This is a genomic window from Paenibacillus sp. FSL H8-0317, from assembly GCF_045040685.1.
Lineage (GTDB): Bacteria > Bacillota > Bacilli > Paenibacillales > Paenibacillaceae > Paenibacillus.
This window is the reverse complement of record NZ_CP150294.1, coordinates 1,444,978-1,469,636: the sequence shown is the minus strand read 5'-3', so window position 1 is coordinate 1,469,636 and position 24,659 is coordinate 1,444,978. Positions and strand designations below refer to the sequence as shown.

The 24,659-nt window shown below is 47.2% G+C and carries 27 protein-coding genes and 1 pseudogene; 5 read left to right on the top strand and 23 right to left on the bottom strand.

Features of this window, described 5'->3' with window-relative positions; translation table 11 throughout:
- Positions 1-57 precede the first annotated feature (57 nt).
- The 11 genes from MHB43_RS06610 to MHB43_RS06560 form a co-directional block, all read right to left on the bottom strand.
- Positions 58-1,197 carry a baseplate J/gp47 family protein gene (locus tag MHB43_RS06610; protein WP_339182639.1) on the bottom strand — a complete coding sequence of 380 codons (1,140 nt, stop codon included), beginning with the start codon at positions 1,195-1,197 and terminating at the stop codon, positions 58-60.
- A gap of 4 nt (positions 1,198-1,201) precedes the next feature.
- A complete protein-coding gene (locus MHB43_RS06605) occupies positions 1,202-1,657 on the bottom strand; it encodes a DUF2634 domain-containing protein (protein WP_339182637.1) in 456 nt (151 codons plus the stop codon).
- Positions 1,650-2,060, bottom strand: coding sequence for a hypothetical protein (locus MHB43_RS06600; protein WP_339182635.1), 411 nt, complete (start codon positions 2,058-2,060; stop codon positions 1,650-1,652). Before MHB43_RS06600 ends, MHB43_RS06605 begins: the two co-directional genes overlap by 8 nt.
- A complete protein-coding gene (locus MHB43_RS06595) occupies positions 2,053-3,039 on the bottom strand; it encodes a phage portal protein (protein ID WP_339182633.1) in 987 nt (328 codons plus the stop codon). The genes MHB43_RS06600 and MHB43_RS06595 overlap by 8 nt, the downstream gene beginning before the upstream one ends.
- Entirely contained in the window at positions 3,036-3,668 is a 633-nt protein-coding gene (locus MHB43_RS06590; protein ID WP_339185358.1) for a LysM peptidoglycan-binding domain-containing protein, read from the bottom strand. The genes MHB43_RS06595 and MHB43_RS06590 overlap by 4 nt, the downstream gene beginning before the upstream one ends.
- 54 nt (positions 3,669-3,722) lie before the next feature.
- Entirely contained in the window at positions 3,723-5,453 is a 1,731-nt protein-coding gene (locus MHB43_RS06585) for a hypothetical protein (RefSeq protein WP_339182631.1), read from the bottom strand.
- Positions 5,454-5,635: 182 nt separating this feature from the next.
- Positions 5,636-6,070: a phage tail assembly chaperone gene (locus tag MHB43_RS06580; protein WP_017690174.1), complete on the bottom strand. Its 435-nt coding sequence runs from the start codon at positions 6,068-6,070 to the stop codon at positions 5,636-5,638.
- Positions 6,071-6,243: 173 nt separating this feature from the next.
- Positions 6,244-6,651, bottom strand: coding sequence for a phage tail tube protein (locus MHB43_RS06575; protein WP_036611426.1), 408 nt, complete (start codon positions 6,649-6,651; stop codon positions 6,244-6,246).
- A 51-nt stretch (positions 6,652-6,702) separates the two neighbouring features.
- On the bottom strand, positions 6,703-8,166 hold the full coding sequence (locus MHB43_RS06570) for a phage tail sheath subtilisin-like domain-containing protein (protein ID WP_339182628.1): 1,464 nt from the start codon (positions 8,164-8,166) through the stop codon (positions 6,703-6,705).
- Positions 8,166-8,366, bottom strand: a complete 201-nt coding sequence (locus MHB43_RS06565) for a hypothetical protein (protein WP_017690177.1) — start codon at positions 8,364-8,366, stop codon at positions 8,166-8,168. The genes MHB43_RS06570 and MHB43_RS06565 overlap by 1 nt, the downstream gene beginning before the upstream one ends.
- A gap of 401 nt (positions 8,367-8,767) precedes the next feature.
- A complete protein-coding gene (locus tag MHB43_RS06560) occupies positions 8,768-9,691 on the bottom strand; it encodes a hypothetical protein (protein WP_339182625.1) in 924 nt (307 codons plus the stop codon).
- Between the two features lie 437 nt (positions 9,692-10,128).
- Between MHB43_RS06560 and MHB43_RS06555 the strand changes: the two genes are divergently transcribed.
- The gene (locus tag MHB43_RS06555; protein WP_339182623.1) at positions 10,129-10,473 is read left to right on the top strand and encodes a DUF3139 domain-containing protein; all 345 of its coding nucleotides are present in this window, start codon (positions 10,129-10,131) and stop codon (positions 10,471-10,473) included.
- 4 nt (positions 10,474-10,477) lie between these two features.
- On the opposite strand, the gene MHB43_RS06550 is transcribed toward MHB43_RS06555, so the two are convergent.
- Positions 10,478-12,328 carry a DUF4127 family protein gene (locus MHB43_RS06550; RefSeq protein ID WP_339182621.1) on the bottom strand — a complete coding sequence of 617 codons (1,851 nt, stop codon included), beginning with the start codon at positions 12,326-12,328 and terminating at the stop codon, positions 10,478-10,480.
- A 344-nt stretch (positions 12,329-12,672) separates the two neighbouring features.
- Here MHB43_RS06550 and MHB43_RS06545 point away from each other — a divergent pair, with 344 nt between their 5' ends.
- Positions 12,673-13,155 carry a hypothetical protein gene (locus MHB43_RS06545; protein WP_339182619.1) on the top strand — a complete coding sequence of 161 codons (483 nt, stop codon included), beginning with the start codon at positions 12,673-12,675 and terminating at the stop codon, positions 13,153-13,155.
- A 95-nt stretch (positions 13,156-13,250) separates the two neighbouring features.
- Here the strand turns inward: MHB43_RS06545 and MHB43_RS06540 are convergent, their stop codons facing one another.
- From MHB43_RS06540 to MHB43_RS06490, 11 genes and pseudogenes are all read right to left on the bottom strand, one after another.
- Positions 13,251-13,904 (bottom strand): hypothetical protein, encoded by a 654-nt coding sequence (locus tag MHB43_RS06540; protein WP_339182617.1) that lies wholly within the window; start codon positions 13,902-13,904, stop codon positions 13,251-13,253.
- Complete coding sequence (locus MHB43_RS06535) at positions 13,855-14,202, bottom strand: hypothetical protein (protein ID WP_339182615.1); 348 nt, start codon at positions 14,200-14,202, stop codon at positions 13,855-13,857. The genes MHB43_RS06540 and MHB43_RS06535 overlap by 50 nt, the downstream gene beginning before the upstream one ends.
- 126 nt (positions 14,203-14,328) lie before the next feature.
- A complete protein-coding gene (locus MHB43_RS06530; RefSeq protein ID WP_339182613.1) occupies positions 14,329-14,964 on the bottom strand; it encodes a VOC family protein in 636 nt (211 codons plus the stop codon).
- Positions 14,961-15,419 carry a VOC family protein gene (locus MHB43_RS06525; RefSeq protein WP_339182611.1) on the bottom strand — a complete coding sequence of 153 codons (459 nt, stop codon included), beginning with the start codon at positions 15,417-15,419 and terminating at the stop codon, positions 14,961-14,963. Before MHB43_RS06525 ends, MHB43_RS06530 begins: the two co-directional genes overlap by 4 nt.
- A 46-nt stretch (positions 15,420-15,465) precedes the next feature.
- Positions 15,466-16,041, bottom strand: coding sequence for an NAD(P)H-dependent oxidoreductase (locus MHB43_RS06520; RefSeq protein WP_339182609.1), 576 nt, complete (start codon positions 16,039-16,041; stop codon positions 15,466-15,468).
- A 188-nt stretch (positions 16,042-16,229) separates the two neighbouring features.
- Positions 16,230-16,964: pseudogene (locus MHB43_RS06515) on the bottom strand (response regulator).
- An 18-nt stretch (positions 16,965-16,982) separates the two neighbouring features.
- Positions 16,983-18,650: a GAF domain-containing sensor histidine kinase gene (locus MHB43_RS06510; RefSeq protein WP_339182607.1), complete on the bottom strand. Its 1,668-nt coding sequence runs from the start codon at positions 18,648-18,650 to the stop codon at positions 16,983-16,985.
- A 119-nt stretch (positions 18,651-18,769) separates the two neighbouring features.
- The gene (locus tag MHB43_RS06505; protein WP_339182605.1) at positions 18,770-19,267 is read right to left on the bottom strand and encodes a protein-export chaperone SecB; all 498 of its coding nucleotides are present in this window, start codon (positions 19,265-19,267) and stop codon (positions 18,770-18,772) included.
- A gap of 26 nt (positions 19,268-19,293) precedes the next feature.
- Positions 19,294-19,566, bottom strand: a complete 273-nt coding sequence (locus MHB43_RS06500; protein WP_339182603.1) for a hypothetical protein — start codon at positions 19,564-19,566, stop codon at positions 19,294-19,296.
- 6 nt (positions 19,567-19,572) lie between these two features.
- The gene (locus MHB43_RS06495) at positions 19,573-20,184 is read right to left on the bottom strand and encodes a hypothetical protein (protein ID WP_339182601.1); all 612 of its coding nucleotides are present in this window, start codon (positions 20,182-20,184) and stop codon (positions 19,573-19,575) included.
- A gap of 189 nt (positions 20,185-20,373) precedes the next feature.
- Positions 20,374-20,856 carry an ArpU family phage packaging/lysis transcriptional regulator gene (locus MHB43_RS06490; protein WP_017690187.1) on the bottom strand — a complete coding sequence of 161 codons (483 nt, stop codon included), beginning with the start codon at positions 20,854-20,856 and terminating at the stop codon, positions 20,374-20,376.
- A gap of 927 nt (positions 20,857-21,783) precedes the next feature.
- Here MHB43_RS06490 and MHB43_RS06485 point away from each other — a divergent pair.
- From MHB43_RS06485 to MHB43_RS06475, 3 genes are all read left to right on the top strand, one after another.
- On the top strand, positions 21,784-22,227 hold the full coding sequence (locus MHB43_RS06485) for a helix-turn-helix domain-containing protein (protein WP_082219000.1): 444 nt from the start codon (positions 21,784-21,786) through the stop codon (positions 22,225-22,227).
- A 42-nt stretch (positions 22,228-22,269) separates the two neighbouring features.
- A complete protein-coding gene (locus MHB43_RS06480; RefSeq protein WP_017690190.1) occupies positions 22,270-22,686 on the top strand; it encodes an ImmA/IrrE family metallo-endopeptidase in 417 nt (138 codons plus the stop codon).
- A gap of 173 nt (positions 22,687-22,859) precedes the next feature.
- The gene (locus MHB43_RS06475; protein ID WP_221819069.1) at positions 22,860-24,659 is read left to right on the top strand and encodes a 5'-nucleotidase C-terminal domain-containing protein; all 1,800 of its coding nucleotides are present in this window, start codon (positions 22,860-22,862) and stop codon (positions 24,657-24,659) included.

Below are 24,659 nucleotides of genomic sequence, written 5' to 3'. Positions count from 1 at the left end.
AATCTCCCTAGGCCTCCGCACTCCCAAACTACTTTCTCATCCACCATCTGCCCAACACTACTCATACACATCCACCGTCCCCAGCACGGCCACCTGGCTCGCGGTCATCTCGATATTCTGGTCACTTACACCGTTCACAGTAAGCTCCGAATAGTCGATAATCGGCGGAATGTCCAGCAAAATCGCGGCAATGCGGGTGTAACGAACGAGTGGATCGGCAAAAGCCAACTGCTTCAAGTACGCGGTCACCCCGCGTTCGATCAACGCCCTTACATCGGCCAATGTCGCATCACTGGCAAGCGTCAGTTTCACCTGAATATTCATCGGCACTTCCACGGCTGGCATCACGGACACGACTGGCCCCGCCGGTGCCACGCCTTCACCCTGTCCATCTTGCGTGGGGTCAACGTACTTCTGTACCGCCGCCACCAGATCGGTGCCCGCAGCACGTTTTTCCGTGTCCAGCAAATATAGTCCCACCGTGCCAGGGCCTTGCCATAACGGAATAACACGCGTTGCGCCAACACCTGGCACTTCACTGGCCCATTGCACATATTGTGCTTTGTTGCCGCTTGTCCCTTGGTTGCGGACTTTGGCATAAAAACGTTCCAGCAATGCCATATCTGCCTCAATATCTGCACCGCCTTTGATCACATCAACATTCGTGACAGAGGTCACGCCACTTACAGGTGTAGACAGCACAGTTACGGTGCCCGCAGGCACATTGCTTTCTTTTCCGGCAACAAGCGCTCGCACGCCTACCACCCCGGAACCATCTGCATCCAGTTCCAAACGTCCCACTGTCTCATATTCGAGCGAAGCTTCAGCAGATACTTCATCCGCGAGTGTAGCCACGACCGTGCCCACAGGCACAACTTTCCCCGGCGTACCCATGAACCTCACTGCACCTTGTGCCGCCACAGCAGCCCGCCGCGTGATGCCGTGCTCTCCTGCCCGCAGATCCAGCTCTTCCGAACGAAAATTCGGATCACTGCTCGCCGCCGTACTAGCAAACCCGCGCCGCAGTAATTCCTTCGCCCACAAAGCCGCCTCAGACAGCATAAACGCAACCGGAGCCTCCGCATCCCACAGAAACGAACCCTCTGACTTATCCAGATCCGCAGGCAGACGATCCAGCATGCGCTGCATAATCTGTTCCTCCGTCTGGTCCTCCAAATAACGCGGAATCTCAGCCATTCCGTCAGATCACCTCACTTTCCAGAATAAACATCTCTTCCTGCACACTCGCCACCCGGCACGAGAACATGCACTGCTCCCGATTCCAATCAAACGTGAACTGGTCTACCGAATCCGTGCGTGGATCAGCCAGCAACGTCTCCGTCACCATCCGGGTAATCTCACTTTCCATCACACCCCGGCTGTCACCCTGCCCCACCAGATCCTCCAGCTCCGAACCATAGTTTCGGGAGTAAATCACATGTCTGTACCGCGGCGTCTTGACCGCCTTGATGCACCATTGCACCCAGGCTTCATGTGCATCCGCCGAGGCTACTTTGCCACTTGGGGTCAGCACAAAATCCCCTGCATCGTAATCGAATCGCCAGCTCCGTCCAAAGCGTACCTCTTCCGAAGCTGCCCCCGACAGATCCTCCTCATCTCCCCAGACCACACCCGTTTCCGGAAACAAACTAGGCATGCGCACTCACCACCTTACACAGCACCACAATGTCGTTACCGCCATTCACCCGCATCGCCAGTACGCGATCTCCCGCTTTTAATCCTTTACCAAGAGACCACACCGCTTCTTCCACTTCCTCTTCTTGCAAAAGAAACCGTCCCGTGCCCGTTGTTCCGCCGTTTGCCACGTCAGGTATACCGGAAATCGCGCCAGCAGCCTCGCGCTCCGGCAGTCCAAGCGTGCCCGGCAACTCGGCCACGAGGTAATCCTGCACTTCGTGCTTGAAATCATCCAGCTTCACGCCGGACGATGTCATCGTGCCCAATACCGCGCCCAGCCCGCTCACAGCCTGACGGGAATGCATACTCATCACACCCCTCATGACGTCGGCAAAATGCCCATACGGATCATCTTTATTCAAGGTAATACCTCCTTTTCACCAGCTCAGCCGTCCCCAGCTCTAACGTCATCGTTCCAGGCCCGGCAGATAGATCACGGCTTACCGACATGACGATTAGCTTCAGCCCTTTTAACAACACCGCGTCCCCGGCCCGAATCGTATTGACATCCGGTGCAGATATCGTAAAGGTCTCCTGAATACCCGTCAGATGACTTTTCGCCAGTTTCTTGGCGGCGGTTGTCGATTTCACCTGATCGTCCTCGACCAGCTTTTGCAATGTGCCCAGTTCTTCCACATTATCCTGCTCAATCGCGAGCACTTTGGAAGGAACTTCTTTGCCACTTGTAGACTCCGACGCTGCCATGACTTTAACTTTGGTAACCGCCCCTTCGAGCGTACGCATCTGGGTCAGATCAATCAGTCGATCCAGCTCATACACCTTCGCATTACTTCCGACCTTGAAGAGCTGCAGCCCACCAGGTGTCATCCGTGGATGGTACATGTCCCCGCCGGACTTCGCCGTTTCCTTCAGATCGGCAAACATCATCGAAAAGATCGTCTGTGACCGATACACGGCTTTTCCCAGCTTTGTCTTGGTTTCCGGCAACGTAGCATATGGAATCTTCCACTCTTTGGCGTAGGTTTTGAGTCGTTGCGTAGCAGTCTGATCCTTCGGCAGCAGGAACTCGTCCTCCGATTTTTCCAGATAAATCATCCGGTCGTACACCGTGAGAGACAGCCGCTTGGTGCCGCTGTTGGAACTCTCCACCTCCCAGATGACCGCAGGATGCAGCAAGTGAACCATGGATTTTTCACCAAAAGGAACCCCACTAATCCGTACCGCCATGCCCGGTGAGATCGAAGGCAGACCCGAAGAAGCGGACACCGCCAGCCGGATGTTGGCCTGATAGGCAATCTGGTCAAGCGAGTCCTTCAGCGTAATCGTCTCCACCAACTTGGTGATGTCGTATTTGTCGTCGACAATGACCTTGTAGGTCATGGCATCACCAGCTTTTGCCCGGGCTTGATCCGGTTTGGATCACTCCCGATGATCTTGGCGTTGAGCTTGTAGATCTCGTTCCATTTGGAACTGCTGCCCAGCTCAAGCTTTGCTATTTTGGAGAGGGAGTCGCCAGATTTGACGGTGTAGGTCTTGCTGCTCTTTTTCAAATCGGTACGAGAACCTGACTTGCTCGCGGATGCCGCAGAGCCCACCTTCTCCACCTTGGAATCCCGCCATGTGCGTAGGGTCAGGTCGAAGTAAATATCTCCTGTCTCCCCCCCACGAAAGCTCGAATTAAGCGAAACAATAAAAACAGGCACGTTCACACCCGTCTCTGAAATGATGAAACGCAGCGGCTTTTTGGAGATCAGAAACGTGTTCAGGACATTCATCGCCACACGCGGATCAGGCAAATTTTCTTTGTACATGCAGTAGAAGGCATCATACTCTTTGGGAAAAAAAGAAGAGAAGGTGATCTCCTTCACCTTCTCCCCCTGAGCAAAATCAAACTCGCCATGCTCCAGCATATTAATCGTTTCATAGCCTTTGGACCTGGAAATACTCACCTCTTCCGGGTTCACCGGGAATTGAAATGAAGTGCCGCCATCCTTCAGCGTAAATGCCATTTTGTTAGGACCTACTTCATCTTTAAGTACAAACATACACGGCCTCCTTTCTGCTTAGGCCATAATCGTTTTTCGGTTTTCCATCGCACGGCGGAACTCGCCCGTAATCCGTTGTCCGACCTGCTTGGTAACAGCATCGTAATCAATCGCATTTTCGCGCACAGTCACCTGCACCGCACCTGGTGGAATATTGATTGCAATCTGATTGGTAGTTTCTGTTTTGAAATCCTTCAAGTATCCGGACAGACTGCTCATCTGGTCTTCGGATATTTGTACCGTCATTGTGGAAGATTTCCCATTCGTCTGCGCACCGTTACCAAGCGCCATTGCTTGGTTCTGCATCATGCTTGTTCCCATGAATCCAGCAGATGTAGGCTGACCGACCTTGCTGTTCATATATGCGGCTGGGCCTGTCATGGTCAGTGCAGGTGGCATATAGGCAGGTGCCATCTGCGGGCCGGTTGCAACTGGAGACGGTGCAGCCACCGTTGCTGCCGAGATCGTCTTCTCTTCTTTTTTGGAACCAAATCCAAAGAAGCTGGATATACCATCGGTGATATTTTTTGTTTTCTCAGAGACGTAATCGGCTGCACCCGACAATGCATCACCTACACCTTCGGTAGCACTAGACATAAAGTTTCCAATATCCTTCGCTTTGTCTCCAATCCAACCGCCTGCTTCACTTCCGGCCCAACCACCTACTGCACCACCTACCCATGTCCCGATGCCAGGCAAAAGAACGCTACCGATGGCGCTACCAATCGCAGTACCTGCTGTGCCGCCAATCATGGAACCCACAGCTCGGCCACGCTCTTCCGGGGGCGCTGTCGCTACATTCGCAACATCAGCAAGCATGCTGATGGGTCCGAGCAACCTTTTTGCTCCTTTGGCAAAGCCACTACTTAAATTATCCATCAATCCATTACCAGCCAGCATGTCGGTTAAAGATCCCAATCCACCATCCGCAAATCCTAATCTACCGCTTCCTCGTATTCTTCTACCGCCTCCCCTATTACGGTTGCGATCGGCCGGAGGAGTTGGAGTATCAGGTACAGGATTGGGTACTGGTGATGGGCCCCGGTTCGAACGGTTACTTGACCTTCTACCACTTCGATAATTTCGTCTGCCACGATCTGAGCCACCGCCATCTGCATTCGGTGAACGCACTCTACGGTTCTTGCCCATCTTCCCACCTGTGCAACAGCAGCACTTGGATGCTGGACTTCTGGTTGGATCTGATGCAGGATTATCTTCTTTTTTCTTTTTGAAACGATCAATAATATCTCCAATATTGTTGAACGCATCCATAATGCTATTAGCTACTTCTAGTGCCTTTTCCCACCACTTTTTAGGTTCTTCTTCCTTCGTATTGTTAGTAATGTTTTTGTTGTTCTGAATCATGACAGCCATAGTTGGGCCAGTTTGCCCTCCTTTACCCATCGCCACTTCAATCTTCTGCCGAACTTCAAGGGATACTGTTCCCGAAGCCGTAACCATCTGGTCCCTGAATTTATTCAGTTTAACCCATGCGCGATCCAGTGCCGGACTCAGCTTATCAATCAACCCAATCGTCGGTGTAATTCGCAGCCTGCTGATTCGCACAGCCATACTATAAATATGCTCCAGCCTGCGTCCGGTCGTTCTCAGTTCATTGTTCACCTTAATCAGACTCTGATAACGAACTCTGCCCAGACGTTCGGTTGAGCGTTGGATCTGATCCAGATAACGAAGGGTTGTCCGCATTTCCGCATTGGACTTGGATAAACCTACAATCATTTCTGCCATTTTTTCACCTCCTGCCCTATATTGTTATCGATTTATTTGCGAAGTTATCGCTGACATTTCCTCTTCCGAGAACGCAATTAACAGCGAGCGCTCCCCACGTGGCAAAGACCAGAACTCTCCGGGCCGGAGATGATGACGCACCCACATGTGATACAGGAACGTGGTCATCCCGCCGGAGTGAATCAGTTTTTTAGGTCTTCAATCTCCACACCAAAGCCGGACAGCTCCAGCACTTTATCACCTACGGCATCCAATTCACCAGCCAGCAGCATACGACGTACTGCCTGTTCGCCACCGGACAACTTCATGCGGCCGGTAATGCGTGTGTCACCCCAGCCGGACAATTCCAGGCTGCGGACTTTTAATTTCACCGTTGCTTCGGAAATGAGCAGCGCGTTAAACGTTTCGGTGTCCACCTTTTCCTCGGTGCGGCCTTTGGTCGTTTTTCGAATGGTACAGCGTTCGCGAATGTGATCTACTTTGGAGGACGTCAGCCCACGCAAGGTCAACAGCAGATCCAGACGCTGAATGCGCACATTCTCCTCTGGCAAACGTTCTGCTGCTTCAAACAACTGATCCAAAATCTGTTCTTCGGACATATTTTCATTCATACTCATCGGGTGTTATCTCCTTCTTATTTCATAAATGGGTTTATCATGCCAGCTTCCAAGCCTGTAGAGACAACAAAGAGACCGAGATCATCTCGGCCCGCATTGGTGTCCATATTATACGAAGTAACTATGCAATCACGCTTGAGCATACTAGCCTAATCACGTGACTATTTCAAAGCTTAGTTCGCCACAATCGGATTCAGCAATTCAAATCCTTCAAATGTAAAGCCCGTTTCCTCCGGTACTTCCTCACCCGCTGTCCAGTTGGCAAGCTGGATTTTGTCCACCATGCAACCTCTCAGCAATACACTCTCATGTCCATATGATTCTGGGTCGTTCAGCTTGGAAATGATCTCGAATTTGGTGAAGCCGCGCTGGATCATATCCGAAGTGACTTTGTAACCCGTCATCGTGCCTGTTCCTTTTTTTGCACCATTTTTGTGCACCTTCCAGTCGTTACCGACCAGGTTCAGCTCACGCTTTTCAATCTCCACACTCGCTTCCAACTTGTTAATGTTTGTCTGCCACACACCATCGATATGCAGCTGACCATGGGTACCGAGAATTACTCTTGACGCATCCAACATATATTTTCCTCCTTGAAATTATAAAATATCGTTCTTTCCTTTCACACAACCTTATTGCACGTAAAATGTACCAAACAACTGCTCCATTACATCCGTCAGCTTCACATTCCATTGCAGGAATACCTGATCCGCTTCCGGTTTGAGAACTGGTGCCGCGCCATAATATGCCGGGTCAAGAATGACATCATAACCGTCAGCTTCAATCACATTGCTCTGTGCGAGCAACGCCAAATAGGCCTTCATGGCACTAATCAGTGCCTGACGACCCTCTTCGGTATTGTTTACTTTACCGATATACGTATCTTCCGCGGAGCGCTGCAAATCCGTGTTGATGGCATCCAACACACGAATGGAACGGATTTTTTTCCACGCATTATTCTGTCCAGCGGCCGGAGTTACCAGGGTGTTTACACCGCGAAGTGCTTTCACCTGCCGTCCATCATGGAAGAAAATAAATACGCCATTCTGTACCGCCTGCTCCTGTTCTGCACGCGTCCAGCGACGTGTCACATCATCGAACGGAGTAGCTGCATAGGTTGTGGATTGGTTCAGACGTTGTCCGGCGATCAGTCCTGCAACATAAGCGGATGTTTCCGCCGAGCTGTAGAATGCATCTCCAAGGCGTACGCCTGTACCTACATTAATCACACCTTCATGGTTGAGCGCAAGCGAACGTGCTGCTGCTTTTTGTGCTGCTGTAGCAGAAGTGTCATCCGCTGCGGAACCGCCAAATACAGCCACCACCGGTTTACCTTCACTACGCACACGTTTCACCCATGCCGCAAAACTCGCAAGCAGAGGTGCATCTGCCGCCTGATCCAAAGCCAAGACGTCGAATTGCTCCCCTTCCAGCGTACCTTGCACAGCAATATACTCTGCATTGGTCAGGTCATCATTGCCACTTACTCCACCTTTGAATGCCGCACCCGCAATTGTTGCAACTACACCTGCACCATCGCCAATCGCCTGAGCCGTTACCCAGACATTTTGTTCATCCGCGTTAATCTCTTTTGCCAGAGAAGCTGCTGTAATATCCGCTGTCAGGAGCGCATACAACATCCGGTTACCTTCGAAGAGACGCACTTCATGCTTCGTATTATCAATCACACCTGGCTGGATGGTGACGTAGAATCCATTTGCACGATCCCCCGGATACTTCGCATCCAGTTGCAGCACATTGGCGTCACTGCTGTCCTTCAAAGTAAGCGTAGCAACTTTAGCCGCAGCACTTGCTACACGATAAGCGAGCAACTTCTTCGGCCCACCCAACAGGGCGAGCTTCAAGGACGTATAAGCCGTACCGTTGTCCAGCACATTCGCCGCATAGATACGTTCAATCGCCGCTTCGCTCCCTACTTCAACAAAAGTTCCTACCGGACCCCAGTTGGCCTTGATTGGCACAACGACCGTCCCCCGTGTTCCCGCTTGAATGGCCGAGGATGCCGCCGCCTGAAAATTCATATATAAGCCCGGAAGGACCGGACGATTCGTTTGCTCCCAATTTCCGCCTGCCATTATCCCTTCACCTTCGCTTTCATAAATTGGTTAATTCGTTCTTGCGTTTCTTCTATGGAAAACGTCTCTTGCGCCGCTTCGTACAGCGCACCGTACAGCACCTCTGCCTTAACGGCAAAGAGGGCTTCTGCATGATTCATCAGTTCTGCCCGTGTATACCGCGGGGCTGTCTGTTTGCTTTTTTTCACTGAGCTTGCCATTGCCATCTCACCTCATTTGTTGGACTACTGATTTCGTGAAACGATGATCTTTAAGCTTGACCTATGAATTTTTGATCCTATGAACCTATGAATTTGAAGCTATAATGTTGAAGCTAAAGCAATCTACTCAAAGCTATAATCTGGAACCACTCTTAAAAGTGCATGTTCAAAAAGATCGGTTTTCAGTACCGAGAAGATGGGATGAAGTTAGAAATGGAGTAGCAGAGCGTAGGGAAAACTACGTGAGCAACTACAATGTTTCCAAAGGAAACATACTTCGTAAGCTTATGCTTATTCGGCTGAATTCCATATTCGATGCTGATGATGCCGTTAGGCATCCTTTGTAATCAAAAGCGGGCTTTTTGAACAACCTCTAATAGAAGGTTCCTCTCGACTAACGTTTACTCCATACCTTTGCTATGGTAAATCTCACGGATCAAAGGTACATTCGTACCCGGACGACGAATCCGCTGTTGCAACGTCAGGCGAATCTGTCCGTTCAGATACGCATCCGTCTGTAAGTCTGCCGTGACTTCATCCACTGTGATATATCGCGTGTTACCTTCGTGCTCTTCGCCACCCGCTTCAGTGATGGCAAGACGAGATTGCACTGCAAGTTGCTCTACCAACCGAGTAACGGTCTGCCGTGTTAGCACCGGTTGATCGGTGAGCACATGCCCAATCCACTGTTGTCGAACCTCCAATGCCGAAGTCCCCGCCACAGACGTGCTGCATCCAGCCAATCGCCATAACACAGACGGCATCTCATATCCTCCGGGCCATGCATCACCATATACCGACCAATTCGAGCCAAGCTCCTGCAGTGTCCAGCCTTGAAGCGTAGCTAACCACGCATCCCCTATTTCAGTGACAGCAGTTCCTGAGTCTTCAGGAACATACACCCCGAATCGCAGACTACGTGTAAGCATTCCAGACCCTGTATCCACCCGGTCACTATCTGAAGAACCCAAATAGATGCAAGTGAAGGCCTCACCTGCTTCATCCACCAGCCTTACCTGGTGCAACCCTTCGATTAGAAGGGCTGACCAAGCTTCCACCTGTTCAGCGCCACCATCTTCTGGACGAGCGTATGGGGAGATTTTGATGATCCTTCGGTATCCCGCCCAGGCAGACTTCGGCACTTCTTCGGCAAACGCAACCACTGCACAAGGCCCGGCCAAAACTTCGCCTGACGCAGGTGCATCCAGCACACGACCGTCCCAATCTGGGACAAGTACCGCGAGCTTCTGTTTCAGCGTTTTTTTAATGAGTGTACTCATTTTACTGATACTCACGGCAGTGCTAATTTCATTTCTCATAGACACATTCATTTCGCCCCCTTTGGCTGCAAGTTTGAGATCTGCCCACACCGTGCAGCGGCAATGCAGCAGCTGCAGTAGACTCCCCCTTTTAACTCAGAGTCTGTATTCCGACCGAACCAGTACCGGGACTACATTCACCGCATCAAAAAGACCGGCCACCTGGCCGGTCTGTACATTAGCGTATGTGCTTTCGGTGCGTCCCTTGTTATTGATCCGATAATACAATCTTACACCCTTTCATTCCTAGCGCGGATGGTGTTCCGTACGACTTCGGTGCGATTAAGGGCGTCGTTCGGGTGGAAAAAAGACGATTCTGGAATCATCATTTTAAAGAATACCTAAGTAAGCTTTAAGATCAAATAATTGATAAATTTATCCAAATATATTAATATTTTATTATCAAATTCATTGTCGCTTACGTAAAAGAAGGAGAAATACCTATGAGTAAAACATTCAAGATCACTTCACTTGTCATCTTAGCATTTATACTCGGGATATCCTGCTGGGCCTACTTCGGACTGCTTGGTAATCCGCTGAAGAAAAATGATGCTGAACAACAGGTAACCACTTACCTGATTGAACAGAGAGGTTATTCACCCGAACAGCTTATCGAAGTACAAGGTACTTACTCCTCAAAAAGTTCTGAAGCACCTTACGGTGCCTCCGTAACATTCGCGGATGAACTCGAAGCGAAGTATCAATATATCATTTTTAACAACGGCGAGATTAAGCAGTACAGTCATACCAGTGATGATCCCAAACATGAGGAGCCCATGGTGAGATAACAGTTTAGTTCAGCGTAACCTGCGGGTTCAACGTAATCTCAAATGCACGCCCCCAGATGAAATCGGGATTTCCATATTCCAGCAGCGCACTGCCATACGTCGCATAGGACAATTCGTCATTACAGATCTGCTTAATCGCCACATTGCCTGTCTGGAAGGCTGTTTTATTCGCAAGTGCCGTTGTGTAAGTTTGCATCAAGTCACGAAGCAATGTTTGCAAATGGGCATAGTCTTCCTCTGAGTTGAACAGCAACATATTTTGATCCGAAAGGGTAGCCACGTTGGTATAAAGCGCATGAGCTCGGGAATACGTGCGGATCTCTGCAATCGCTACCGCTTTGTAGTAGTAATCCTTCAGGAAACGCTTAAACAACAACGAGCCATGCGCGTTCATCGCATCGCGCAACTTATGCTCATGCTTCTCTGTTGTGATCAACGCGTACCTCGCCTGCCCCATGCCTACAGCAATACCGATCTTATTACCTGGCGTATTCCATGCACTATAACCCAGAACCCGTCCGGTATATGGACTGTTTAGCAACGCTTCAGCAACATCAACATTCGCTGGTCCTTTACCCACAAAATCAATCAATACCGAAGGCAGACCTTGCTCACTATTCAGCGTCAATTGCTCCAACGCAGCCTGCACCTGATCCAGAGCCGTAATGGCGATAATCTCAATGTCGATGCCCGTGTTCTCCCCGGAATTACCCGGGTGACCCTTCGTCATACGATCCAGTTCGGAGGTCATGTCAAACGGGACAACTTGATCAACTGCTACAGCCACTAGCTGTTCATTTTCCACACTAGCACTCACATCCGTCACCACCTCCGGTTCAGGATATGCCGAATCCGCTACAAGCACACCACCTACAATATCCACATGACGAACCACATTCTCGTGTACATCCATGTATTCATACGTGTTAATGATGGAATTGCCGTGAGGACCAAAGTATCTCACTGCGTAACGTGTCCTCGCCCCGCCTCGGAACAATTGGTTAGCCATCCGAGCGACCAAAGCGTGCCCCAAACCATCTGCATCCGGCAAGATGATAGCACGATCCGGATTTTGCCCATTGGTTCCACCCAGCCATTCATTGATCCGCGCTTCTACATATTTGATTTCATTGATCTGAACACCCTGCGTGTTGGCATCGTCGACTCCAACCGCGAGGAAATCGATATAACCTGTGCGAGCCAGCCGATCCAAAATGTACAGATTTGTTTTGAATTTATGCTGTCTTGTATTGTAATACTGTTCTTTATCAAAATAGGTCGTTGTCCCATATTTCACTCCATCCGGGGACAGGTTATAACCTTCGATAATATCCTCAAACTCAGTGTATGTCTGACGTGGCTGCTGCATCAATGCACGGGACTCATTATATGCATCAAGCGCCAAGCCATCTGCAAACGAAGTTGTAGCCAAACGCATGATGGTGTCCATTACAAATACGGGTTTGCGTGGATATTTCTGCTTGATCACGCGGATCACATCCAGCAAACGCGTCGTCTCATCATCGTATTCTGGATAGGCGCCTCCTCCATCTTCACGGAGCTGACGACTACCAATCAGGCCGCCATAAGCGAGCATATCGGATGAAATAATGAATCCGTCGACTTTGGCAGCATGTTTCAGAATAAAGTCGTGAATCTTGGACGGTTTGCCATAAACCGGCGTGGAGGTGCCGAGCAGCGTTGTGCCATCTACGGTTTTCTCCGAGTCCAGACGATTTTTAATATCACTCAGGTTCGGTGTAACGATATGGATACCGGCTGCTTTCCCTTGCACAATCACATCATCCAGATTCGCTGGACGATCATCCAGTGGAACATACAATACTGTTTTCATATCACGTAGCCTCCTGTTATCTAATTAGTCTTATTACCCGATCAGGGCAAGGAGGCAATCACCTAATTAAAAAACCGGCCCCATGGCCGGTCCGTACTTTAGCGTATGAGCTGTCGGTGTGTCTTCCTTGCTGCTGATCCGATAATATCATCTTACCGCCTTTTCCCACTCGCGCTGATGGTAATCGGGATGAATTACGCATGAATGTAGTCGTCTCTATGGCGGTTAATTGTCGGTTTCTCGAGAGAAACTCCTATCGATAGTCCAACCAAACCCATCCTGATGATGTTTATATGACATAAGTAGCTTTCAAATCCTACGAACAATAAAGGATGGATATGACCATGAAAAAGAGGTATTTCTTTTATCTTTGGATTGCTGTCACCAGTTATATGGCGGGCCCCGCTATGTATGCGTTGGCGATGTACATCTTATATCAGGAAACAGATGTTGTAACAACATCTCTCATTGGATGGACCGCGGCAACATTCTTATCCGTTGGTATCCTGTTCATCCTGATCACAGTCATCATACTACGATTTTTCAACATCTATTATTTCTGGCTGCAAACCCTGCTCTTCGAGTTGTTTTTCCTTGTCCTCGTCTATATGACCACTGTTCTTCTTGGGGCTGGCAACAGGGGACTGCCCAAGCTATCCTTTTTATTTACGCCCGAAGGCATCTCCTTATGGATGTTCTGGGGGAGTATTGCACTTATGAGTTCCTGGGGAATATGGGCAGCGAGTCAGCCCGTACGAAAATCACCATACATGCTTGTGTCCAGAGTCATGCTGATCCTTTTTATCCTTGAAATTTGGCCCCGTTAATAAGGTGCAGGCTGCCCACGATTCGGTAGACTAGAATAATGCCTAGAAGGGGTGTCCGTCATTACGGACACCCCTTCTTAAATGTATGTTTTTACTCACGCGATGATATAACGAAAGTTCTCCCATGTTTCCGGTACGGGCTCCCCGTTCTTGGCATGATGATAGAAGCTGAACGGGAATTTGAATACATGACCTCCGTTCCAGTCGCGGGAACGTCTGTCGGTGAGCCAATATTCCAGCTCATGAGGGAGCGCCACTGATCGTTCCGCCCGTTCTAGTGGCAGCAGATCTACGGGTGATTGCAATGTCGGCATCTCCTGTTCAATATCCACATCTCGGCTTAAGCGTAGCGCCTTCACCATAGTAAGGAAAGGCGGAATGCCTTTGTGGAATAATGCCGGATAACCCAATTCATATAATATGTTAAGCGCATGTCCGTAGGTGAGCATATGACCGATTAGATCATGGTGCGCTTCCGCGTGATAGATGGTCTGGAACGCCCCAAGTTCATCCAGAATCAAACGTGACAACTGAATTGGATCATCAATCTCGGGGAAACCATCGCTTTTTTCCGGCTTCAGACTGCGAATTTCTTTCATCGTTGTGTTCATCCAGGATCTTCCCGGGATGGTCCGATCGAATGAATCGATCAGTTCAACCAGCCGACCAATATCCTCTGCAGTACCCCATCCATCCAGTTCACGAATGGCTTTCAGACTGATTTGCCCCGTAGATGGCCTGGTGCCCAACCCAGTGCAGCTCTCCAATCGTTCGATCCAATGCGTCCGTAATACGCGCTTCGGCATCTTCCCTGGGCATCATCTCACCAATCGGAGAGGTCTGGCCAGGGCTGATTCCATGCTGGCGAAGCATGGCTTTTGCTTCGGCCGTAACACTGCCGGCGGCAAGGGCAGTGAGACGATTTTCCCGTAACCAAAAATATGCCGCAATCGCACCCGCCCCATAATGGGCGTGCCACAGATCTCCTGTACGTTCCCGACTGGAAACGATAATCGCTAGTCCATCTTCCAACAAACGTCGATCCAAGCTTGCCACCACCCTTCATCAAATGTAAGCCCATCAGAGAAACTACCCTGGAATAAATAAAGCGTTTACTTCTATAACATGATGGAAATGCTCCACATATGCCCGTTTTGCCCCGGAATGCAAAGTTTAGCCAATTCGAAGCTTGCCCACCCCACGGATGGATACTTCCAGTGGATAGATCTCAGCTTTTTGCTTGGAGAAAAACCACGTCCGATCCTTCTTCACCACAATAAATAAACCATGTACATCTCCTACAGGAGCAAAGGTATCACTAACCTCACCCCATCGCGTGATTCCAATCTGCTGAAGCTCATTCACCGCAGACAGAACATCATCCGTCACCAGGCCAATCTCACACACCTGTAATATATCTTTAGTGGAGAAGTCATGGTCACTCTCGTTCTGAATACGATGATGAGCAATCAACTCGATAATATTGCCTGCCGGATCTTCAAAATAGAGGGAATGAGAGTCCCAATTAGCAGAGTATGTCTCATCCCGATGTTCTTCCCTGCTTAAGGCAACACATGATGCAGCCCACTGCTTCGCTTCCTTGAACCGATTTGTCGGAATCAACCAGGCTACATGATAGAAGGGCTCCGGATCTGTTTCACACGGTTTGAAAATCATCTTTGTCCCTCCAACCTCCAGGTTGAAGGCCTGATCTGTCGCATTGGACACCTCCATGCCCAACGTATCACGATAAAAATGCTTGAGGTCCTCCAGCCGTGTTGTATATAACTGTAATTCTTCAATCATCATACGGTCTTCTCCTGCATCTCCTCCCACCGACTCCATGGCACCATGCCAAGCTCAGGCTTCGCTTCATCCGGGAGCATAGCAATGAATTCAAGCGAATGGCCATCTGGATCGTTAAAATATACAGATACTGCGGGCATCCAGCCGAAGACGTACAGTTCACCGATATCATCATTCAGGAAGTTCTGTGTCTTGATTCCTTTGTTCTCCAAGTGAGCCATCGCATGTTTCATATCCTCCAGAGATACATGAAAAGCAAAGTGCTGACGCCGCACTTCGGAAGGTTCCTTTTGCCACAATCCCAGCATGGCATTGCCTTTTCCACCAATCCAGTAGAAGGAGTTTCCACGTTCTTTCTGCCCGTAGGCATGAGGTAATCCCAGGACCGTTTCATAGAAATGATGGGATCTCTCCAGATCCGTCACGTTTAGATGTGTTTCAAATATGCCTGTAATCATAATGCTCAACCTCTTTTCCTTTTCCCATTTTCATCTTCGCTTGTTCTCAACTCATGGTTGAATTCCGCGCATTTGTTAACGTCTGTGCCAGATTTAAAAACGATCCAATAACCCGCTGCACCCGGTCCTCTATATCCTGACTGCCTTCGTACTCTTCGTATCCGTCAAATGTTGCTTCGAATCGTCTGCGCTGCGCACCACCAATCGAAATCCACTCTTGGGCATTGATGCCATGCAGATTGCGAACAATCGCTTGCAGTTGTAAAAGCGAACTTACCCCCACCGCTCCGCCAGAGGAGCTGATGGACAGGACGGGCTTGCCGCTGAAATGAGTCTGACTCAGATGATCCAGTGCATTTTTGAGCACACCGCTTATACTGCCGTGATACTCTGGTGTAGACAGGATGATTGCATCAGCCGCGAGCATACGTGTATTCAGGTCTGCCAGATGTTCATGATCCGCTTGTTTTTCATCTGGCGCGTAGAATGGAAGTGATGTCTGATACAGATCAAACAGGCTGGCCTGATGCCCCTGACCTCGAATAATCTCCACAGCATACTCTCCCAGACGTGTACTGGTTGCATTGTTCCGATTGCTGCCTGCCAAAATAACGATATTCATTCATGTCACTCTCCTTGGTTTTTTAATAATTCAAACGCTCATGTTTCAACCGATCTGTTATTTCTACTCTTATCTTACCTTTCTTTGGCATCCAAATCGTCAGCAGATAGACTTAACTTGAAATACCAAAAAACTCAACCTTTAGGTTGAGTTTATACGACTTAAGTATGAACATATGTCGGAATTGCTCAGACGACCCAGCCATTTCTTACGGCATGAAGAGCCGCTTGCGTCCGATCCGCCAGTCCCAGTTTGTCGAGCAGATGACTGACATGTGTTTTGACCGTTTTTTCGGTGATGACCAATTGAACTGCAATTTCCTTGTTGCTCAATCCTTGAGCAATCAACCCCAAAACCTCTTGTTCACGGCGAGTGAGCATATCCGGACCACCAAGGGATGTTTCATTTGATTTTCCAACCTGCTTCAGCTCTTGAAGTTGACTGTCTGCTGACTGATCTGTCGGTATATCCTGTGGTTACTGTTCATTTATAGACCAATCGGATGAAGCCATCACATGCATCAATTGACCTGCTGCGGCAGGATGCAATTCTACCTGACCTGCATGCACATTGCGAATGGCCACAGCCAGATCCTCCGGTTCAATATCCTTGAGTAGATACCCCTTCACCCCTGCACGTACAGCAGGAACCACATGATCCTGATCCGAAAACGAGGTGAGCACAATGATTCGCGTTGCTGGCATTAATGCACGCAATCGTCTGGCTGTTTCAATTCCGTCCATGACCGGCATATGCAGATCCATTAATACCACGTCAGGTTTTAACGCTTCCGCCTGCGCCAGTGCTTCCTGCCCGTTCGATGCTTCACCGACAACCTCCATGTCTTGCTGTGTGGTCAAAAAAACGTGCAAACCTCGTCTCACCATCGCATGATCATCTGCGAGCAAAATCGTAATCGGCATCTCTTCTTCCCCCTGACTTTATACAGATTCGAACGGAAGTGGAATGACTGCCGTTACTGTTGTTCCCTTACGGGAAGAACTCACTATTTCTAAGCTACCCCCGAGCGATTGAGCCCGTTCCTTCATAATGGACAGGCCAAGGGAGCTTCCAGACGAGGCTTTTGGCCTTTCCGTACCACCTTTTCCCTGATCTGTGACGGTGAGCACCACTTCATGATCACTTAATTTGAGGGTGACCTCAGCAGAAGGAACATCCGCGTGTTTCCGTACATTATTCAGCGCTTCTTGTCCGATTCGCCACAATGCTTCTTCTATATTACGCGGTAAAGACATCATTCCCGTCCGATTCATCACCACTTGAAGACCCTGGCTGGTGCCGTATTCCTGTAGCGCATGGAGCAGCCCAGCTTCCAGTCCCGCGGGACGGAGCTGCATAATCAATGCGCGCATTTCCTTGAGAGCCGACTGAGACAAAGCCCGAATATCCTTCATCGCTTCCGCAGCCGGGTGTAACTTCTCGGAGTCGGATAACATACTTTCCGCGCCTTTAGCCGTTAATGATAGTGAGAATAAAATCTGATTAACCGAATCATGCAGATCGCGAGCCAACCGGTTTCTCTCTTCCATTCGTGCAAGTTCGCGGCGATTCTCCGCCAGCTTCAGACTCTCCCATGAGGCCGCAATATGTTCGGCCAGTGCCTCCAGCACCTCACGATCCGCCTGCGCAGGACCTGATGTTCCTATTCCGATCACCAGAATTCCCTTTTCCCCTGGCGTATGGTATGGAAGGGGAGCGGCAATTCCGGAGGCAATGGAATTCGTATTCTGGTCAGGCTTGCACAGGGTAAATATCTCAGTGATCTCTGTCCCAGACAGAGATGTTACACGATGACTATTGATTATATGGTTAATCTGGCTCGTCACTTCGGAAGATAACGGAGTACTTGATAACGTTCGAACCGTATCATTTGCATAGGCTGCCTGCAGAATGAACATTCCATTTCTCTGCTGAATAATGGTAGCGAAAGGCCAATCATACTGCTGCCCAAGCAACTGTACAACTTTTAAAGAAAAAGCATCCGAATTGTTGCATTCGTTCACTGCAAGACCCAAAGCCGTGCTGAACTCCCCCAGCTTGGCATACAGATCAGCTCGTCGCTGCTCCGCACGATACAATCTCATCCGCTCTATCGCACTACCAATCTGGTACGCCACGCCCTGTAACAGCGCCAGTTCACTGTCGCTGAAATGTTCCTTGGCTGGCGCAGCCACATTGAGCAGGCCGAGCATCTTCTCACCTGACCTTAACGGGACGGTTGCATGATGGGTAATATCATGGGTATCTCCCCATTGGAATTCCACCGCATCCTCCAGCCGTTTACAGTTAATGATGTTGACCACATGATTGAGCTGACCATCCTTAAAGCGGTTCACACACCAGCAGGTACCCGTTCGCATGGGCTCTTTATTTTTACGCAGTAATGCCGGGGGCAGATTGTAATCCGAAACACAGGTATATTCTCCACGTTCATTAATCAGAAACATCCAGCCTGCCGTTAATCCGGTCAACTCCAGTAATTTGCCGACCACGGTATCCAGCATTAAGTTCAGATCATTGGACGTATTGAGCGTTTCTGCGATTGTCTTCAATGTGACCATTTCCTGCATTCCGACTTCTTCCGACATGGCAGACTTCTCTCCATATTTATAAAATTTTAATTTCAATGAATAAATGCATCTACTTCAACAAACAAAAAAAAGGTATCTGCTGTTATTAGCAAATACCGTTTGTCATTTTTTGAAAACTAATCTTTATCAGCATATTGTTCGGAATTAAGTATTAACTCATTTATATCTTGAGATTCAATGAATTGGTGAAAATTAATAGTAGGTAGAATAATAGGATTATGATTACTTTTACTCGTAACATCAGTCAAAACTGATCTAAGATAAGGAAATAACACAGCACATCCATTTGTAAGAAAAAATCTGCGTCTATCATCAAAACCAAAATTATCTTTGTTATCATTCTTGCTGTTGAATGAGTAGAATCCACGTAATACAACTTCTGTCATAAACGGCACTCTCTCTTCCTCATCAAAACCTATTCTTGTGCCAATTAAAATATTAAAATAATTCTCGTCTTCTTCCCTACTGGTTTTTGGCTCCTGTTCAACAAGTTGTACCAAGAATTCTGGCGATATACTTATATTCAAATTTCTCTCATCTGGTCCAATTTGCTTATGCTCATAATTTAGCTTTTCAAGCCTAAATCCATGAAATTTAATTATACCTTCTATCATTCTATTAACACCCCATTATCAAACTATTACGCAACAAAAGGAATCTCTATTTCATTAGAAAACTTATTTTTCAAATTTATACTAACATTGATATCATTACTCCAATTAACTTCATTCTTATATCGAGTCCATGTATCTTCAGGAGGACTAACATTAAATATGTTGTTCATATCCTCAAACGTTATTTTTTTTACAGTTCCATCTTCTTGAAGAACTGTAGGATAATCACTGTTCAAATCATATCCAAGACCATATCTTCCGGCAGTTTCTTTGATTAATTCTTGAATAGTTTTGTCCATTGTGAATCATCTCCAATCAAATTTAATCTTTGGTTTTATCGGATACTTATCACTAGGGTATTCAACACTTACAATTTTTATACATGAATCAGATGTAACACAAATTTGACGTTCTTTGTAGTGAACATTTAACTTGAAAATTTCAGAATTGAAACGTTTGGTGTCCACACTGCTGTATGAGGGAGATCTATCAGTATGTTCAAAGGTTTTTATAACAACCTGAAAACCATAAATTGAAACAAGTAAATCTAAAATAAAACATCGATTCCTATGTTCATCTGAAGAAAAACCCACTGTTTTCAAATGATCTCTAAGCTCATAAATTCCAGAATAGAACTTATCAACGCCATCTATAGAATCTAAATCAAGGACAAGATCTAATTGTGATGTTATTTCTGCAGTTATAAGAGCCAATTTAGTGCCCTTTCCCTTTTTTCGAAAATCACTCTCACTATTTTTAGTTATGAACCAATGAGCAAGTTTCGGATCATCATAAAAATATACTCCTTGACCTAGCCAATGATTATTTCTATTGACAGTTGAAAATCCTTCTTCACTTATATACTCTATTACTTCAGAAAACGTGCCATGGTAACCAAGAATTCGAAAATCACTCAATAGTAATACACCTTTCTAGGTATTATATCGGTCTACTAGTTATAATGCTATATAAGATATTTTTTAAAATTGCAAGGACTTACGCATATAAATAGAATAACACAATATTTTGGAGAATTATACCACGAAGATTTAATTAAATGATAATGAAGACATTTGTCCTCTATCATTACTAATGAATACTCTCGCTCAGCCCAGCTTCTGTCGCTCTTTGCGGGATACAGACAAAGGCTCCATATTAATCAGACCTCGATCTGACAGTGCCAGCGCCATTTTGTAGAAAGCACGTGTACGAATCTTCGTATACGTATCCTTGCTGACAGGTGGATCAAACACATGGTTATACACCTTATAGTCAAACACATCATCGTCTTTCAAATATCGTTCACAGACGAGTACACGTTCCTTTTCACTCAGCCGGGACACTACAAAATCAATCGTATCGCAGTATGCCTGACGCGCGCGCTGCACGTCCACATTGTAGATCGCCGTTCTCGCCGTGGAATCCCCCGTCACATTGGTTGCACCGTGGAAACGCTCGGCATAACTTGCCGTCACCATAACCTCTCGTTCTTCAAATGCAATGGTTTTATAAATTCGGTATTTTTCCAGCGCAGCTTCAACAGCTGTTTGCGTTTTGCGTCGGTCCAATTCGGGCAGCATCAATTCCATAATCATTTTCCTCCTTCAGTATTCGCTATAGAATGAAAGTCTAGTAGCTTCGCATATTCACTCTGATGATAGAACAAGCTTCCGATGCAGCTTTCTTTCAGAAAACTTTCAACTCCGCTTCTTCAGGTTATTTCTGTCCTCTACGTTTCCGTTCAACTTATATACTCAAACATTCAAGCATCTCATCTGTAGCACTTTTATTTCTCAGTTCATATCAATCACTCTATCGTTCACATGATATTGCTTTGCCATCGTTTTTTTGAACGATAGCAAAAGACTCTTATTCATAGAGTTGTCCAGTTCTCCAAAAAAGTAACGACAATTCTTCAATTTTCCCTGTTGCCTTTTGGAATCAATCCAAATCCCTATATTTCGCAGAATTCCATTGTTCGGAAGGTACTCCACCAAACTCTAACCTGTATCAAGTTTACATTTTGTTCGTATAGTGTTCGCATTTCTATTTGAGGATACCACTTTCTGGAGATCAGAGTAAACCTCCATTTTGGTTCGTTTTGACGATAAAATAAAACCTTCGCTCTCATTTCCTATGCCTTTTGGCATAATTGTTTCATATCTCTTTACCTAATGGTATATATACGTTATAGTACTGTTTAATTAATGAACTTCCGTATAAGTCATTTGATTTTTAATATTAAGAAGTTCCCCTTCTCCTTAATGCCGCTAAGGTACATATCAAGCGCATACGTAGTGAAGGAGACGGAATCGATTCTGAAGAAGCGAAGCGTTCGCCTTTATCAACGGATTTCACCCTTTAGGAAAGGGAAACAGGAAATCCGGGGATAACAGCGATCAAAAGAACGATCCGAATCCGGAACGGCGCACCCGCAGAGGGTTTAGGAGTTGTCGCATTCAAGTTTCTTCTTAATATTAATTCAAGTACTTGTACGAATCGAAGGAGTTGGCATAATTGTGGAGCACGCTTTTGGTCCTTATATGAAACAACTGCGCGAGCAGCAGGGATACAGCATCAATCAGCTCGCCGAAGCAGCCGGAATAAGCAACTCACAGATTTCACGTATTGAGAATGGGGTCCGGGGTGTGCCGAAACCAGCGACCATTCGCAAGATTTCAGACGCACTCTCGGTGCCCTATACAGAGATGATGAAGCAGGCCGGTTATATTGAACCAGGGAGTGCTGCTGAACTTCAGGACGTACCGGAATGGGCTACATACAAAGACCGTCGTGATTTCAAAAAGATGCTGGAAGACGATGATGATCTGATGTTTGACGGCATTCCACTCGATGAAGAGGACAAGAAACGAATCAAGGATGTGCTGACAGGTCTGTTCTGGGAAGCCAAACAGATGAACAAACGCAAAAAGACAGACGAATCGGACAATCGCCCATGAGGCATGACCCACTGAATTTAATGAAGCAGCAGGTGAGATCATATGGATGACATCGTAACAAAGCTGATTCGCAAACACCGGACCAACTGCCCGTTCAGCATTGCCCGCGCGGTTGGAATACAGATTCGTTTCACCAATTTGGGGAAGTCCACCAAGGGACTGTACTTTCGCAAGCTCCGGCGCAGGTTTATCGTCATACACAATGATTTGCCGCCGGAATGGCAGCGGTTCGTGTGCGCACATGAGCTTGGTCATGATCGGCTTCATAAAGGAATCAATCGATTCTTTCTGGAGGAACATTCCTATTTTGCTCCAGGCAAGCTGGAGAGACAGGCCAATCGTTTTGCCATTCAATTGCTAACCTCCGGAGTGATGCCTGAACCGGATGAATCTTTGGAGAAATTTTGTTTACGTACCGGACTGCCGCGTGAAGCGCAGCATTTTTTTTACACTCTTTAAGAACATATGTTCCTTCCGAAGATTATATTATCCAACAGCAGATTTCACATGTAACTTTCAGGTTAGCTATTTTTACGTAATTCGCGAGATTTCCTAATAATAGTCTGTTAAAATACTACGTGAGCTGTGTAAACGCTCAAGTAGATTATTAATTGGGGAGGTTTCGGATTCATATGAAAATCTGGAAGAATTACGTTTCACTTCTGCTAACGGTCTGTTTGCTGTTTAGCAGTGTAGGTATTGCCGCGGCTGCAACGGATACTACTCCGGGCACAGGCAAACACATTACCATTCTACATACAAATGATACGCATGCTCGTGCAGTTGAATCTTCACCTGCTATGGGTTTTGCCAAAGTAGCTGGAATCGCTGACAAATATCGCAGCGAAAACCCAAACACGCTCCTGCTTGATGCTGGAGATGCTGTACATGGTACAACTTTTGCCACTCTCGTGAATGGTGAGAGCATCGTGAAAGTCATGAATGAAATGGGCTACCAGGCCATCGTACCGGGTAACCACGAATTCAACTATGGTTCGGATCGCTTGATCGAACTGGCAGACATGATGAATTTCCCAATGATTAGTGCCAACGTGAAGAAAAAGGACGGAACTCGTCTCTTCGATCCTTACCTGATTGAAGAAATTGATGGTGTAAAGGTTGGAATCATTGCCCTGTCCACACCTGAAACGATGTACAAAACGAATCCGAAAAACGTAGCAGGTCTAGATATTACAGACCCATCTGCAGAGGCTAAAGTTCTAGTGAACGAGATCCGCAGCAAAGTAGATGTTGTGGTGGTATTGGGACACCTTGGACAAGATGCGTCCAGCACAGATACTAGTTTAAAAGTCGTTAAAGAAGTTCCTGGCATCGATGTATTCATTGATGGTCACAGCCACACCATACTGCAGGACGGTCTTGTGTCCGATAACGGAACGTTGATCGCAAGTGCAGGAGAATACACTAACTACGTAGGTGTCATCGACCTGTGGGTAGATGGTGGTAAAGTAACGAAGAAACAAGCAACATTAATTGATGAAACTGCAGCAAAAGACATCAAACCAAATGAGAAAGTCGCAGCTCTCGTGAACTCCATTCAAAAAGAACAAGAGCCTATTTTGAAAGAAGAAGTAGCCAACACAGCCATTCTACTGGATGGTAAGCGTGAACAGGTACGTGCAGGTGAAACCAACCTGGGTGACCTGCTTGCAGATGCCATTCGTGATGTCAGCAACGCTGATATTGCACTGACTAACGGTGGTGGTATCCGTGCTTCCATTGAAAAGGGTATCGTAACCAAAGGTGATGTTATCACAGTGCTTCCTTTTGGTAATCAAGTGGTAACCCTTGAAGTGAAAGGGTCTGATATTCTGGCAGCCCTTGAAGTTGGTGTAGCTTCCTACCCGGAACCAAGCGGTGGATTCCCGCAAGTATCTGGAATCAAGTTCAAAATCGACACTTCCGCTGCAGAAGGTAGCCGTGTACATTCCGTAACCGTTGGCGATAAAGCCCTTGATCCGAAAGCAACATATACACTGGCAACCAATGATTTCACAGCTGTTGGTGGTGACGAATACACCATGTTTGCCAAATATCCAACTACGGGTATGTATGGCGCATTGGATGAAGCATTGATCAACTACATGCAAAAGCTTGGCGCTGTAGACATCAAAACAGATGGTCGATTCAGTGAAGCGAAAAAAACTGCAGTAGAGCCGGAAACTCCGGTAACAGAAACACCAGCTCCAACCAAGCCAAAACCAGAAACACCAAAACCGGAAAAACCGTCTAAACCAACACCAAGTAAACCAGCTCCAGCCAAACTGCATGTTGTGAAATCCGGAGATTCCCTGTACTCTATCTCCAAACAATACGGCACAACTTGGCAGGCATTGCAGAAGCTGAATAATATCAAAAATCCACACTGGATTTATCCAGGTCAACAATTGAAATTGCCTGCAGCTTCTTAA

Bases quoted from the DNA above. Each gene is read 5' to 3' on its own strand.
- MHB43_RS06610 (WP_339182639.1), bottom strand. From the start codon at position 1,197: ATGGCTGAGATTCCGCGTTATTTGGAGGACCAGACGGAGGAACAGATT.
- MHB43_RS06605 (WP_339182637.1), bottom strand. From the start codon at position 1,657: ATGCCTAGTTTGTTTCCGGAAACGGGTGTGGTCTGGGGAGATGAGGAG.
- MHB43_RS06595 (WP_339182633.1), bottom strand. From the start codon at position 3,039: ATGACCTACAAGGTCATTGTCGACGACAAATACGACATCACCAAGTTG.
- MHB43_RS06590 (WP_339185358.1), bottom strand. From the start codon at position 3,668: ATGGCATTTACGCTGAAGGATGGCGGCACTTCATTTCAATTCCCGGTG.
- MHB43_RS06585 (WP_339182631.1), bottom strand. From the start codon at position 5,453: ATGGCAGAAATGATTGTAGGTTTATCCAAGTCCAATGCGGAAATGCGG.
- MHB43_RS06580 (WP_017690174.1), bottom strand. From the start codon at position 6,070: ATGAGTATGAATGAAAATATGTCCGAAGAACAGATTTTGGATCAGTTG.
- MHB43_RS06575 (WP_036611426.1), bottom strand. From the start codon at position 6,651: ATGTTGGATGCGTCAAGAGTAATTCTCGGTACCCATGGTCAGCTGCAT.
- MHB43_RS06570 (WP_339182628.1), bottom strand. From the start codon at position 8,166: ATGGCAGGCGGAAATTGGGAGCAAACGAATCGTCCGGTCCTTCCGGGC.
- MHB43_RS06565 (WP_017690177.1), bottom strand. From the start codon at position 8,366: ATGGCAAGCTCAGTGAAAAAAAGCAAACAGACAGCCCCGCGGTATACA.
- MHB43_RS06555 (WP_339182623.1), top strand. From the start codon at position 10,129: ATGAGTAAAACATTCAAGATCACTTCACTTGTCATCTTAGCATTTATA.
- MHB43_RS06550 (WP_339182621.1), bottom strand. From the start codon at position 12,328: ATGAAAACAGTATTGTATGTTCCACTGGATGATCGTCCAGCGAATCTG.
- MHB43_RS06545 (WP_339182619.1), top strand. From the start codon at position 12,673: ATGAAAAAGAGGTATTTCTTTTATCTTTGGATTGCTGTCACCAGTTAT.
- MHB43_RS06530 (WP_339182613.1), bottom strand. From the start codon at position 14,964: ATGATGATTGAAGAATTACAGTTATATACAACACGGCTGGAGGACCTC.
- MHB43_RS06525 (WP_339182611.1), bottom strand. From the start codon at position 15,419: ATGATTACAGGCATATTTGAAACACATCTAAACGTGACGGATCTGGAG.
- MHB43_RS06520 (WP_339182609.1), bottom strand. From the start codon at position 16,041: ATGAATATCGTTATTTTGGCAGGCAGCAATCGGAACAATGCAACCAGT.
- MHB43_RS06510 (WP_339182607.1), bottom strand. From the start codon at position 18,650: ATGTCGGAAGAAGTCGGAATGCAGGAAATGGTCACATTGAAGACAATC.
- MHB43_RS06505 (WP_339182605.1), bottom strand. From the start codon at position 19,267: ATGATAGAAGGTATAATTAAATTTCATGGATTTAGGCTTGAAAAGCTA.
- MHB43_RS06500 (WP_339182603.1), bottom strand. From the start codon at position 19,566: ATGGACAAAACTATTCAAGAATTAATCAAAGAAACTGCCGGAAGATAT.
- MHB43_RS06490 (WP_017690187.1), bottom strand. From the start codon at position 20,856: ATGGAATTGATGCTGCCCGAATTGGACCGACGCAAAACGCAAACAGCT.
- MHB43_RS06480 (WP_017690190.1), top strand. From the start codon at position 22,270: ATGGATGACATCGTAACAAAGCTGATTCGCAAACACCGGACCAACTGC.
- MHB43_RS06475 (WP_221819069.1), top strand. From the start codon at position 22,860: ATGAAAATCTGGAAGAATTACGTTTCACTTCTGCTAACGGTCTGTTTG.